We start from the raw sequence: 12,230 nt of genomic DNA on the forward strand, positions 1-12,230 counted from the left end.
CGGCCATCAGCCCGACGGCCCGGCTGGGCCGTGGCGGGCGATCGGCTCGCCAGAGGCGAGCCCGCGGTGCCCGTGCGGAGTTCCGGTCGAGCAGCCTTGGCGAACGCGCGACCGGGCCTACAGTCCGGCGTCCTTCATCGGCGGGCTGTTCTGGTACGCCGTACTGGCGGTCGCCCTGATCGCCGGTTTCAGTCCGTTCAGCTGGATTCTTGCGAGTGTGCTGGGTGGAGTGTTGCTTGGATCGCTTGTGCTGCAAGCGATTCGGCGTCACCGGGGCTTCTGCTGGTTGGTCCGAAGCTTGTGGTTCGGCGTCGCCACTCCGGGTTTGCCGGTGCGAGTGGTGTCTGCGTTCAGCGCTTGACGGCGTCGAAGCAGGCGGCGGGGATCGTCAGCGTCAGCTCGCCGCGGCGGTTGAGGTCTTGTTCGACCGCCGACAGGTCGTCGGCGAGGTCCAGCCAGCCGTCGAGGAAGCCGAGGCGGATGAAGTAGTGGTTCAGCAGGGCGGTGCCGTCGGCGAAGCGCCAGGTGAACTCGGTCTGGTCGACGCTCGCCTCGAAACCCGCCGACCGCAGTAGCTCCAGCGTCCCGTCGATCGTCGCGCGGTGGGCGAGGTGTTCGTCCAGCGCCTGCTGGTCGACGTGGTCGCGCAGTACGTCGTAGAACTCCTGCATGTGCCCGGCCAGGTTGGTGCTGATCAGCAGGTGCCCACCCGGTCGCAGGACACGGCGGCACTCGGCCAGTACGACGGAGGCGTTGGCGAAGTTGTTGATGCCCAGGTTGGAGACCACGACGTCGACCGACTCGTCGGGCAGGTCCAGGGACGCCGCGTCCGAGACGACCAGTTCGACGTCGGTCAGGCCGAGGTACTCGACCTTGCGGCGCAGTACGTCCATCGCGTCGGCCCAGGGGTCGACGGCGATCACCCGCGCGGCCGAGCGCTGGGCGAGCTCGATGGTGAGGAAGCCGGTGCCGGCGCCGATGTCCAGGATCGTCTGACCGCGCCGCAGCGGGACGCGGTCGAGGATCAACTGGCCGAACGGCGCCGACCACAGCGGCAGTTCGTCGTACTGGTCGGCGACTTCGCGCGTGAGCTCCACCCGAACACGTTAACCACCGGCGGGGTGCAGCTTGACCTCGGCGATGGACAGCGGGGCGGACCGGGACTCGAGTTGGATGCGGACGTAGCGGGCGGTGGTGTCGAGATCCAGGAGGGAAGGCGAGCCGGCCGCTGCGGTTTGGCGGACGGCGGTGACGCCGGGGGTGTTGCGGGCTTCTTCCAAGCCCGACGCCGTGATGGGGGACTCCGACGTGAGGATCCAGTAGTTGCTGAGGCGGTCGGAGCAGCAGTCGGTGCGGTTGTAGAGGGCCAACTGGGAAAGGGCCTCGGGCCGGCCGAGGTCTACCTGCCACCAGGCTTCGGTGGACGGCTCGGCGGTGTGGGTGACGGAGTTGTCGCCCCAGCTACCGCTGGTGTTGCCGTCGACTGCTCGGGAGGCCTCGGCGCTGTGGGCCGTGGTGCTTTGGGTGGCGGGTTTGCCTCGGGCGAGGTTGACGCGCCACAAGCCGGTGCCGGCGCGGCCGGTGACAGTGCCGTCTCGGCTGGTGTGGGAGGCGGTGAGGGTGAAGTCTCCTTCGCCGGAGGCCATCGTGGGGGTGACGGTGAAGGTCGTGGTGAAGGGCTTGCCTGGTTTCACGGCGGGGGTCTGCACAGGAGGCGAGACCGCCCAGCCGTCCGGGGCGGTGAGCTTCAGGTTGCCTGGGGCAAGGGTGCCGGTGACCGAGGCTGTGACCTCGACGGGTTGGAGCGAAACAGCGGCAGGGGCTGTGAGCTGGAGCTGGGACTTGGAGTGGACGGTGTAGGTGCGTCCGCCAAGCGCGTCGAAGGTGATGGTGTCGGCGCCCGTGCGCTGGTACTTGACCGCCCGGCCGTGCGGGTCGGTCACCGTGAACGGCCCGGCAAAGATCTTGTTGCGCAGGGCAACCTTGCCCGGCCGGTCCGGGCGGATCCGGATCTCGGACGCCGTACCGGACTGCCAGGTCGCGCCGACCGTGATCGCGCCGCGCGCCCGCAGGCCGTCGTACGAGCCCTTGCCGGCCCAGGAATCCGGGAGTGCCGGCAGGACGTCGGCCACCCCGGTGTGGCTCTGCAGCAGCATCTCGGCGACGCCGGCGGTGGCGCCGAAGTTGCCGTCGATCTGGAACGGCGGGTGGGTGTCCCACAGGTTCTTCAGCGTGCTGGTCTTCAGCTGTTCGGACAGCATCTTGTGCGAGTGGTTGCCGTCCAGCAGCCGGGCCCAGAAGTTGATCTTCCAGGCCTTGCTCCACCCGGTGCCGCCGTCGCCGCGACCCTCCAGGGTCTTCACGGCCGCCGCGGCCAGATCAGGGCGTTCAGAAGGGATGATCTGTCGCCCGGGGTGCAGCCCGAAGAGCTGCGACGTGTGCCGGTGCTGGTCGGTCGGGTCGTCCCAGTCCTCCTTCCACTCCTGCAGCTGCCCCCAGGATCCGACCTTCGTTCCCGGGTCGAGCCGCTGCAGCACCGAGGCAAGCTGCGCCCGGTACGCCGAAGACTCCCCGACGAGCGGCGCCGCCTCGGACAGGTTGGTGAACAGGTCCCACACGATCTGCTGCGGCATCGCGGCGCCGGCCGAGTAGTCGCCGTGCTCGGGGGAGAAGCTCGGGCTGACCACCAGCTTCCCGTCGCGCGGATCGACCTGCAGCTCGTCGATCCAGAACGCGGCCAGCTCCTTCATCAGCGGGTACGCCCGCTCCTTCAGGAACCGCTTGTCCTGCGTGAACCGATAGTGCTCCCAGTAGTGCTGCGCGAGCCAGCCGCCCGCGTCCGGCATCCAGAACGCGAGCGGGTACCCGATCACGCCGGTGAAGCCGAACGGATTCGTCTGGCTGTGCACCACCCAGCCGTCGGCCCCGAACATCTCGCGAGCCGTCACCCGTCCGGGCGGGACGAGCGCGTCGACGAAGTCGAACAGCGGCGCCGTCGTCTCGCTCAGGTTCGTGGTCTCGGCCGGCCAGTAGTTCATCTGCAGGTTGATGTTGACGTGGTAGTCCGAGCGCCACGGCGGGGTCGTCGACTGGTTCCAGACACCCTGCAGGTTCGCGGGCAGCGGCGAGTTTCCGCGCGACGACGCGATCAGCAGGTACCGCCCGTACTGGAAGAACAGCGTCTCCAGCGCCTTCCGCGCCTCGGGCGTCGCCGTCCCCTGCTGGTACTGCGCGAGCAGTTCGTCGGTCGGCACGTCGGGCATCACCTGGCCGAGGTCCAGGTCGACCCGGTCGAAGAGCTTACGGTGATCGGCGAAGTGCCGAGCCTTCAGTACGCCGTACGGAAGCTTGCTCGCGGCATCGACCCGGCTCGTCACGCCGGCGTGCGGATCCTTGCCCCGGTACGTCGGGTAGACGTCGGAGTAGTCGGTCCCCGAGCTCATCACCAGGACTGCGGAGTCGGCACCCGCGACGGTCACGCTCCCGTCGGCGTTGTCGGTCCGCGTCCCGCCGGTGGTGAGCACCTGCGCCTGCAGCTCGTACCGAAGGCCGTTGTCGAGCAGCGCGCCCTTGACGGTGATCCGGCCGCGTTGCGCGGTCCCCGTCAGGGTGCGATTCGCCTCGCCGGTGAGGCGCGCGGTGAAGCCGACCTGGCCGCGCCGGTCGGCGCCGATCCGCGCGACGATCACGTTGCCGGGCGCGCTGGCGAAGTACTCGCGGCTGTGGCGGACGCCGTCGACGGCGTACTGGACGCCGGCCAGCGAGTTCTCGATGTCGAGGTGCCTGCGGTACGCCGTCGCAGAGCCGCTGTGCTGCATGGCGAGCTTCAGGTCGAGCAGCGGTTGGTAGTCACCGAAGCCGATCTCGTTCTGGGCCAGCATGTTCGTGGCGACGTCGGGCGCGACCCTGAGGTCGCGGTTGATCATCGTGCGGAGGTCGGTCAGCGCGTTCGGCCGCGGCGTCCGCCAGTTGCCGAAGTCGTAGCCCTGCTGGGCGCCGGGCCCGCCGGTCCACAGCGTCTTCTCGTTCAGCTGCAGGTGCTCGGTCGCGGTGTCACCGAACACCATCGCGCCACTCGCGCCGTTGCCGATCGGCAGCGCCTCGGACTCCCAGTCGGTCGCGGGCGCGGTGTACCAGAGCGCCAGCTCGCCCGGGCTTCGCGGCGGTGGCACCGCATCGGATCGCTCGGGCGGCACGGTCAGACCCGCCATCAGAGTGGCCGCAGCGAGTAGGGCGAAACCAGCTGTGCGCATCCGAGCCCCCACAGAGATCCGATGAATTCCGCACAGCGTAGGCGGGCAGTCACAGGCTGTCTACAGGTCGACTCCATGGTTCATAGGATCTCTTACCGGATCAGGGCCTCCGCGATCAGGTGGCCGACCTGGTCCAGCTCGAGCAGGAAGCCGTCGTGGCCGTAAGGGGACTTGACCAGGTGCAGGGGGACGTCGGCGGCCTCGGCGAGTTCGGTGGAGAGGCGGGCCGGGTAGAGGCGGTCGGAGTCGACGGCGGCGACGACGAGTTTGGCGTGGAGGTTGCTGAGGGGGCTGGCGCGGTCGCGGGTGATGTCGTGGGAGTTCATCGCGCCCGTCAGTACGACGTACGAGCCGGCATCGAAGCGGCCGGCCAGTTTGGTGGCGTGGTGGTCGAGGTAGGACTCGACCGCGAATCGCCCGTCGCCTTGGGGATTGCGGCCGAAGCGCGTGGCCAGCTCGTACTCGGACCGGTAGGTCACGTGCGCGATCCGGCGGGCGATGCCGAGTCCTGCGACCGGTGCCTCGCCGGTGGCGTAGTAGTCGCCGCCGTGCCAGTGCGGGTCGGACTCGATCGCGGCGAGCTGCGGCGCGCACCAGGCGATCTGCTCGGCCGTGGCATAGCCGGTCGATGCCAGGACGACGGCCGTCGCGACCCTCGACGGATAGAGCAGAGGCCATTCCAGTGCACGCATCCCGCCCATCGAGCCGCCGATCACCGCGGCCCAACGGTCGATGCCGAGCTGGTCGGCGAGCGCGGCCTCGGCGGCGACCTGGTCGCGAATCGTGATCGCCGGGAAGCGGCTGCCCCAGGCCCGGCCGTCGGGCGCTTCCGACGAAGGCCCGGTCGTGCCCTGACACCCGCCGAGCACGTTGGCCGCGACGACGTACCAGTCCTCAGGATTCAGGTACGCCGGGATCAACCCGTCCCACCAGCCCGGCGTCGGCTGCCCCGGACCGGCCGGGCCGACCACATGCGCATCCCCGGTCAGCGCGTGGCAGATCAGCACGGCGTTGTCGCCGGCCGCGTTCAGCCGGCCCCAGGTCTCGTATGCGATCGTCACGCCGGGCAGCGTTCCGCCGTACTCCAGCGGCAGCTCGCCGACGCTCACGAACTGCCGCGCGCCGACAGGATCGCCCACCCGCCATCCACCGGCCACCTGACCTGATGGATGCACGGCACCTCGCACCGCGGTGCCGCCGTCCCGGGCACCGGTGAGTCCGCCTTCGCCGGCATCCCGCCCCCGGGTGCCGCCGGCCTGCTCTCCGGTGATCCGCTCCCTGACGGGCGCGGGTGGACGATCCTGGTTCATGGACGCCGTCAGGCCGATTTGGCCGCGGCGAAGCCGACCTCGAGGTCGGCCAGGATGTCGTCGATGTGCTCCAGACCGACGGCGAGCCGGACCAGGCCCGGGGTGACGCCGGAGGCGAGCTGGTCGTCGCCGGACAGCTGGCTGTGCGTGGTCGAGGCCGGGTGGATCACCAGCGACCGGACGTCACCGATGTTGGCGACGTGGCTGTGCAGCTGCAGCGCGTTCACGAACCGCTTACCCGCGTCGACCCCGCCCTTGATCTCGAACGCGACCACGGCGCCGGCGCCGCGCGGCGTGTACTTCTGCGCCAGCTCGTAGTACTTGCTGGACGGCAGGCTCGCGTACGCGACGCTGTCGACCTCGTCCCGCGCTTCGAGCCACTGGGCGACCTTGAGCGCGTTGTCCAGGTGCCGCTCGATCCGCAGCGACAGGGTCTCCAGGCCCTGGGCGATCAGGAACGCGTTGAACGGTGACACCGCCGTCCCGAGGTCGCGCAGCCACTGGACGCGGGCCTTCAGGATGTACGCCAGGTTGCCGAGGTCGGAGCCGACACCGAGCGCGGTGCCGTAGGTGAGGCCGTGGTAGCTCTCGTCCGGCTGGTTGAAGCCGGGGAAGCGGTCGGGGTTGGCGGCGTAGTCGAACTTGCCCGAGTCGACGATCACGCCGGCGATCGCCGTACCGTGACCGCCCAGGTACTTGGTGGCCGAGTGCACGACGACGTCGGCACCGTGCTCCAGCGGGCGCAGCACGTACGGCGTGGCGACGGTGTTGTCGACGATCAGCGGGACGCCGAACTCGTGCGCGACGCCGGCGATGCCCTCGATGTCGAAGATCTCGCTCTTCGGGTTCGCGATCGTCTCGCCGAAGAACGCCTTGGTGTTCGGCTTGATCGCGGCCTTCCAGGACTCCAGGTCGCTCGGGTCCTCGACGAAGCTCACCTCGATCCCGAGCTTCGGGAAGGTGTAGTGGAAGAGGTTGTACGTGCCGCCGTACAGGCTCGGGCTGCTGACCACGTGGTCGCCGGCCTCGGCGATGTTCAGCAGCGCGAGCGAGGTCGCGGCCTGGCCGGACGAGACCAGCAGCGCGGCCGTTCCGCCTTCCAGGCTGGCGATCCGCTGCTCGACGGCGTCCTGGGTCGGGTTCTGGATCCGGGTGTAGATGTTCCCGAACTCCTGCAGGCCGAACAGGCTGGCGGCGTGGTCGGTGCTGTCGAAGGTGTACGACGTCGTCTGGTAGATCGGCAGCGCCCGCGCCTTGGTGACCGCGTCGGAGGTCTGACCGGCGTGAATCTGCCGCGTCTCGAAGGACCAGCTCGGGGTAGTAGTCATATAAAGAAGATAGAGTTACTAGACTTTCACGACGGGTGATCGTCACATGCTGAACACTGGGACCGATGGAGCCCTTGGAGACCACCACGCCGGACGACCGGTCGATCCTCGTCCGGACGTCGCTCGCCGCGCCGCGAACGGCGGTGTGGCAGGCCTGGACGACGCCCGATCTGATCCGCCGCTGGTGGAGTGGCGGCTTCGGCGAGCAGACCGTCGCCGACGTCGATCTCCGGCCGGGCGGCGCGTGGCGCTACGTGCTTCGGATGCCGGACGGTGGTGGTGAACTCGGCTTCCACGGCGAGTACGTCGAGGTGGTGCCGGGGGAGCGGCTGGTCTGGAGCGAGGTGTACGAGGGGGCGCCCGAGGAGGAGGGCACGGTCGTCACCGCCGAGTTCGCGGACGCGGCTGAGGGGACGGCGTTGAGTGTCCTCATCCGCTCGCAGGACAAGGCGAACCGGGATGCCGTCCTCGCCTCTGGTTTCGAGGCCGGGTTGGAGAGCGGGTACGCCGTACTGGAGCAGCTCGCTCGCGAAAGCTAGCTCCGGCCGGCGTACGCGCTAGTCCTTCGCGGCGAGGCTGAGGGCGGCGGGGCCGAGGAGTACTCCGCCTTCGACTGGGAGGGTGAGGCCGGTGATCCAGGCGGCGTCGTCGGAGGCGAGGAAGGCGACGGCGGCGGCGATGTCTTCGGGCTCGCCGGCCCGGCCCAGCGGGTACAGCTTGGCCAGCCGTTCCAGGGTGCCGGGCTGGCTGTCCCAGTTGGGGGTGCGAATGGTGCCGGGGGCAACGACATTGAAGCGGACGCCGCTGGGTCCGAAGCGGGCGGCGAAGTTCTGGGTCATCGCGGCCTGACCGGCCTTCGCTGCCGAGTACTCGATGTTGCCGAACGCGGCGAGGCCGTTGACCGAGCTGATCGTCACCACGTTGCCGCGCGACTCGAGCAGGTGCGGGAGCGCGGACTGGATGCACTGCGCGGCGCTGACCAGGGTGAGGTCGAGCTGGCGGTGCCACTCGTCGGCCGGGGTGTCCTCCGGCTTCGTGCTCACGATGCAGCCGCCGGCGTTGTTCACCAGTACGTCGAGCCGCCCGAACCGCTCGACCGCCGCCGCGACGGCCGCGTCGATCTCCCCGCGGCTGGTGACGTCGACCTTCACCGCGAGGGCCTTGTCGCTGCCGAGCTCGCCGACCAGTTCGTCGAGCTTGTCCTGCTGCAGATCGGTGGCGACGACCACGCCGCCCTCGGCCGCGATCCGCCGCGCCACCGCGGCGCCGATCCCCTGCGCCGCCGCCGTGACCAGCGCGACCTTGCCCTCGAACCGCTGCACCATCAGTCCTCCACCACTCGGTCGACCTTCTCGTCCGCGAGCCGTCGTTCCAGCTTGGCCGGATCGAGGTTGCGGCACAGCACGATCGAACCACCTCCGGAGATCACGCCGACCAGCAGACCGAGCCCGGCCGGGTCGACCAGGTCGCGGGTGACCAGGATCCGCTCCGCGATCGGTGCCGCGGCCGCGATCACCCCCGCGTGCGTGCGTCCGTCGTACGCCGGGCTGTCGGCCGTCGGCGGGTTGAACGGGACGAACAGGTCGGGGTGGTTGTAGACCTCGGCGCCGTAGTCGTGCACGCCGTCGGGCACCGGGTCGCGGAAGCGCCCGCCGAGCGGGAGCAGCGCGGACGCGATCGACTCGCGGTTGCCGCGGACCCGGAAGTCCGGGCCGGTGATCGCCAGGTCGCCCTCGCCGGTGGTCACCGACGCACCGGCCGACCAGGTCGCCAGCGCCCAGACGACCCCTAGCCAGTGCGGCGGCAGCCCGATCGCGACGGTCTCCTCCGGCTCCAGCTCGTACTCGTCGACGAGCAGGTTGGCGGTCTTGGCGACCCAGTTCGCGGTGGTCACCGCGCTGAGCTCGATCCGCTCTCCGGTGACGTCGTCGTAGTGGGTGAGGAACGGACTGGCGCCGTCGCGGCGTACGGCAGCGGCGAAGAGTTCGGGCAGGGTTCCGGCCATGCCCGAAGCCTACGTTTCGCATTCGGGGCTAATGTGGTCGGGGAGAAAGAAGGCATCGATGGAGACACTGCTGGCGCTGCCCGAAGGCGGCGAGTGGATCGTGCTGCTGGTCGTCGTGGTCCTGCTCTTCGGCGCCAACCGCCTGCCCGAGCTGACCCGCAACACCGCCCGCGCACTGGTCGAGCTGAAGAAGATCACCCGCGAGGCGAAGCTGGACCCGAGCCCGGTCGAGCCGACGGCCGAGGAACGCGCCAGACCCGCGGTGTCAGACGTGGAAGAGGTACGACCGGGGGCGCGGGTGGAAGGCGAGCAGCCGCAGCAGAAACCGGTCAGCGACGGATAGCCGCGCCGCGCTACCCGCCGAGGAACGCGCCGAGGTTCCGCGCAGCCGCCCGCCGAGCGGCCGGCTCCCACGGCCCCGGCGGCTGTCGTGGGACGAGTGGCCGACCCCATCAACCGCCCACGGATGCCTCGCGGGCTGGGATTCTGAGCGTGACCACCGGCGGTCGAGGTTGCTTGATCAGTGCTGGGCGGTGCACGCCGGCGTCCTGTGGGAGTGGTGGACGCCCACCACTCAGTAAGTGGTGGCTCGGGTGGGTAGTCGGGCGGGGGTGAGCCCGTGCGGGCCTCGGGTGGGGAGGTTGGTGAGTGGTGCAGGTTCGTGCCGGCGGCTGAGATGGTCCACCGGCGGAGCGGCACGTCCTGCGGAACGCTCAGACGCTGAACAGGTTCATCCGGTACGACGCCGCCCGCGGATGGAACGCCAGCAGGCGGAGGAGCAGCCGGTAGGCCGGCGGGAGCCGGGCGGCCACCGACGGCTGCGGTCGGGCGAGTGGACGCGAATCGACCAGCCGCAGACCCCACGGCTCCAGCTCGATCGCGTCGTCGCAGGCCCAGGCGAACTCGGCCCGGGTGTGCTTCAGTGCGTCGTGCTGCGCCTGGCTGTCGACCATCGCGTCGCCCGCGGTGTCGAAGGCCAACCGGCTGCCCGGGAAATGGTCGTGGACGAGCGCGACGGCGTACTGGGCGTCGTCGCGCGGCAGGTAGAAGAGGACGGCCTCCGCGACGAAGAAGTACGGCGCGGGACGAGCGCGGACGGCCTCGATCCACGCGGGATCCGTGATCGAGCCGGCGAGCATGCCGCGGCGGTCGCTCGGCCGGAAGAAGCGTTGCCGCAGCTCCATCGAGTCCGGCAGGTCCAGCTCGAACCAGTGGCAGGTCCCGTTGTCGAGCCGCTCGAACCGGGTGTTCAGGCCCGCGCCGATCTCGACGACGGTGCCGTAGGGGTTGGCGCGGAGGAAGTCGGTGACCCAGCTGTCGAAGATCAGCCCGCGGAGGACCGAACCGCCGAGGCTGCGGCCGCCGTCGTACTTGGTGAAGTCGTAGTCGATCGACGCGACCATCTCGACGGCCTTCGGGTCGCGCATCAGTGGGCGCTTCTTGTGGGTCTCGACCGCGCGGCCGTAGAGCGGAATCAGCAGCGTCTCCTGGACGGCGCCGAGCTGGATCTTCATGCTTCCGTGCGGCGCCAGTAGCCGCAGAAGTAGACCTGGTGCTTGTCCAGGCCGCGGTCGTTGACGAGGTGGCGGCGGACTGAGGTGACGAGGGAGGACTCGCCGGCCAGCCAGGCGTAGGCGCGGCCGATGGGGAGGGCGGTTGCGCGGAGGCGGCGGAGCAGGAGGTCGCTGTTGTGGGCGTCGCCGCGGTGCAGCCAGTGAATCCGTACGCCGGGGTGCCGCGGGATCCGCAGTTCGTCGTCGCGGTCGCCGACCTCGATGAACGCCAGCGCGCGGTCGTCCGGCCCGAGCTGCTCGATGATCGCCGCGATCGCGGGCAGCGCGGTCTCGTCGCCGACCAGCAGCTGCCAGTCGGTGTCCTGCGGGGGCGCGTAGTCGGCGCCGTCGCTGAGGATGCCGAGCCGGTCGCCGGGAGCGGCGGCCTGCGCGAACGTCGAGCCCGGGCCGGTGCCGTGCACGACGAAGTCGATGCCCATCCGGCGGGCGGCCGGTTCGAACGCGCGCACGGTGTAGTTGCGCACGACCGGCCGGGTCGCCTCCGGCATCTCCTGCAGCTCGGGCCACCAGCGCTCGGTTCGCGGCAGGATCAGTTCCGCGCCGGGGCGCGGCGGCAGGAAGATCCGGACCAGGTGATCGGGGCCGGCGTACTCGAACCGGTCCAGTTCAGGAGCGCCGACGGTGATCCTGATCAACTGGCGGTTCAGCACGGTCCGCGCCAGCACGGTGGCCGCGATCGGTCGCCGTACCAACTCCAGGCCGGTCTCCAGACCGGGATCCACGCCGAGGCTCATGTCGGTTAGGTTAGCCTTGGCTAAGCCGAATGGTCCATGTCTGGTGAGGAGATCGTCATGGTGCTGCTGCTGGACCGGCCCGAGTTCGACAACGCCCTGACCCGGCGAGGGTTCCTGTCCGTCGGTGCCGGAGTATCGGCCGGACTGCTGACCGCCTGCTCGAACGACGACGCTCCGGAGGTGGCCGCCGATCGCGAGGTCGCGACCGACAAGGGCCCGGTCCGGGTCCCGGTCGCGGCGACGCGGGTGGTGTGCGCGGACTTCTACGGTGCCTTCGCGACCGTCGACGTCGGTCTGGTCCCGGTCGGGATCAGCGGGGACGGGTACCAGGACTCCGGACCGTCATACGCCGGCAAGCTGGCCGGCCTCCCGAGCGTCGGCGACTTCACCGAGCCCGCGGTCGAGAAGATCGCGAACGTGCGGCCCGATCTGATCCTGCGGACGATCGACACCGACGACGCGCTCTACCGGCAGCTCAGTGCGATCGCGCCGACGGTGGTGGTCTCGTTCCAGCGGCTCAGCCTGGTCGAGGTGGCGAGTCGGGTCGGTGAGGTGCTCGGGCGCAAGGCTGAGGCCGAGGCGCTGCTTGCCGAGTATCAGAAGCGGACGCAGGCGTTGAAGGCGCAGTACGCCGAACTGCTGGCGGCGAAGACCTTCACGCTGGCCGGGGCGGCGTCGGAGAGCCCGTGGTGGACGTACGGGCCGAAGTGGACCGACACCAAGGTGCTGCTCGACTGTGGGGTGAAGCTGGCGGCGCCGTCCGCGGCGCAGGACAAGCCGGTGGTGGAGTACTCGTTCGAGCGGCTCGATCTGCTTGCTCAGAGCAACGTTTTGCTGGTGCCGGCGGCGCCGGACGGGACGACGCCCGGCCCGGACGCGCAGACCCTGACGAAGCAGGCGCTGTGGCGGCGGTTGCCCGCGGTACGGGCGAAGCAGGTGTATCCGGTGGTGACGGGGGCATCATCGCTGGGGAACGGGCTGGAGCTGGTGTAGAGACTGGAGAGGGTGCTGGCGGAGATCGCGCAG

11 protein-coding genes are annotated in these 12,230 nt (G+C 70.0%); 3 read left to right on the plus strand and 8 right to left on the minus strand.

Annotated elements, in window-relative coordinates:
* Positions 1-350: 350 nt before the first annotated feature.
* The 4 genes from HDA39_RS38690 to HDA39_RS38705 all read right to left on the minus strand — a co-directional run bounded on the left by HDA39_RS38690 (position 351) and on the right by HDA39_RS38705 (position 6,891).
* Positions 351-1,097: a methyltransferase domain-containing protein gene (locus HDA39_RS38690; protein WP_184803855.1), complete on the minus strand. Its 747-nt coding sequence runs from the start codon at positions 1,095-1,097 to the stop codon at positions 351-353.
* Positions 1,098-1,106: 9 nt separating this feature from the next.
* Positions 1,107-4,253, minus strand: a complete 3,147-nt coding sequence (locus HDA39_RS38695) for a glycosyl hydrolase family 95 catalytic domain-containing protein (RefSeq protein WP_184803858.1) — start codon at positions 4,251-4,253, stop codon at positions 1,107-1,109.
* A 92-nt stretch (positions 4,254-4,345) separates the two neighbouring features.
* Positions 4,346-5,392 carry a homoserine O-acetyltransferase MetX gene (gene metX, locus HDA39_RS38700; RefSeq protein ID WP_337926072.1) on the minus strand — a complete coding sequence of 349 codons (1,047 nt, stop codon included), beginning with the start codon at positions 5,390-5,392 and terminating at the stop codon, positions 4,346-4,348.
* A 179-nt stretch (positions 5,393-5,571) separates the two neighbouring features.
* Entirely contained in the window at positions 5,572-6,891 is a 1,320-nt protein-coding gene (locus HDA39_RS38705) for a bifunctional o-acetylhomoserine/o-acetylserine sulfhydrylase (protein WP_184803864.1), read from the minus strand.
* 65 nt (positions 6,892-6,956) lie between these two features.
* Between HDA39_RS38705 and HDA39_RS38710 the strand changes: the two genes are divergently transcribed.
* Positions 6,957-7,430, plus strand: coding sequence for an SRPBCC domain-containing protein (locus HDA39_RS38710; RefSeq protein WP_184803867.1), 474 nt, complete (start codon positions 6,957-6,959; stop codon positions 7,428-7,430).
* Positions 7,431-7,448: 18 nt separating this feature from the next.
* Here HDA39_RS38710 and HDA39_RS38715 read toward each other — a convergent pair whose 3' ends face one another.
* Positions 7,449-8,216: an SDR family NAD(P)-dependent oxidoreductase gene (locus tag HDA39_RS38715; RefSeq protein ID WP_202893255.1), complete on the minus strand. Its 768-nt coding sequence runs from the start codon at positions 8,214-8,216 to the stop codon at positions 7,449-7,451.
* Entirely contained in the window at positions 8,216-8,896 is a 681-nt protein-coding gene (locus tag HDA39_RS38720) for a TIGR03089 family protein (protein ID WP_184803870.1), read from the minus strand. The genes HDA39_RS38715 and HDA39_RS38720 overlap by 1 nt, the downstream gene beginning before the upstream one ends.
* A 58-nt stretch (positions 8,897-8,954) precedes the next feature.
* On the opposite strand from HDA39_RS38720, the gene HDA39_RS38725 reads away from it, so the two are divergent.
* Positions 8,955-9,239, plus strand: coding sequence for a twin-arginine translocase TatA/TatE family subunit (locus HDA39_RS38725; protein ID WP_184803873.1), 285 nt, complete (start codon positions 8,955-8,957; stop codon positions 9,237-9,239).
* Positions 9,240-9,609: 370 nt separating this feature from the next.
* On the opposite strand, the gene HDA39_RS38730 is transcribed toward HDA39_RS38725, so the two are convergent.
* Positions 9,610-10,410, minus strand: a complete 801-nt coding sequence (locus HDA39_RS38730) for a class I SAM-dependent methyltransferase (protein WP_184803876.1) — start codon at positions 10,408-10,410, stop codon at positions 9,610-9,612.
* The gene (locus HDA39_RS38735) at positions 10,407-11,204 is read right to left on the minus strand and encodes a siderophore-interacting protein (protein ID WP_184803879.1); all 798 of its coding nucleotides are present in this window, start codon (positions 11,202-11,204) and stop codon (positions 10,407-10,409) included. The genes HDA39_RS38730 and HDA39_RS38735 overlap by 4 nt, the downstream gene beginning before the upstream one ends.
* A 57-nt stretch (positions 11,205-11,261) precedes the next feature.
* On the opposite strand from HDA39_RS38735, the gene HDA39_RS38740 reads away from it, so the two are divergent.
* Complete coding sequence (locus tag HDA39_RS38740) at positions 11,262-12,197, plus strand: ABC transporter substrate-binding protein (RefSeq protein ID WP_184803881.1); 936 nt, start codon at positions 11,262-11,264, stop codon at positions 12,195-12,197.
* Positions 12,198-12,230: the final 33 nt, after the last annotated feature.

The sequence above is a fragment of the Kribbella italica genome, assembly GCF_014205135.1.
Taxonomy (GTDB): domain Bacteria; phylum Actinomycetota; class Actinomycetes; order Propionibacteriales; family Kribbellaceae; genus Kribbella; species Kribbella italica.

Coding starts and splice junctions, on each gene's coding strand:
- HDA39_RS38705 (WP_184803864.1), bottom strand. CDS start 6,891: ATGACTACTACCCCGAGCTGGTCCTTCGAGACGCGGCAGATTCACGCC.
- HDA39_RS38740 (WP_184803881.1), top strand. CDS start 11,262: ATGGTGCTGCTGCTGGACCGGCCCGAGTTCGACAACGCCCTGACCCGG.
- HDA39_RS38715 (WP_202893255.1), bottom strand. CDS start 8,216: ATGGTGCAGCGGTTCGAGGGCAAGGTCGCGCTGGTCACGGCGGCGGCG.
- HDA39_RS38720 (WP_184803870.1), bottom strand. CDS start 8,896: ATGGCCGGAACCCTGCCCGAACTCTTCGCCGCTGCCGTACGCCGCGAC.
- HDA39_RS38710 (WP_184803867.1), top strand. CDS start 6,957: ATGGAGCCCTTGGAGACCACCACGCCGGACGACCGGTCGATCCTCGTC.
- HDA39_RS38730 (WP_184803876.1), bottom strand. CDS start 10,410: ATGAAGATCCAGCTCGGCGCCGTCCAGGAGACGCTGCTGATTCCGCTC.
- HDA39_RS38725 (WP_184803873.1), top strand. CDS start 8,955: ATGGAGACACTGCTGGCGCTGCCCGAAGGCGGCGAGTGGATCGTGCTG.
- HDA39_RS38695 (WP_184803858.1), bottom strand. CDS start 4,253: ATGCGCACAGCTGGTTTCGCCCTACTCGCTGCGGCCACTCTGATGGCG.
- HDA39_RS38735 (WP_184803879.1), bottom strand. CDS start 11,204: ATGAGCCTCGGCGTGGATCCCGGTCTGGAGACCGGCCTGGAGTTGGTA.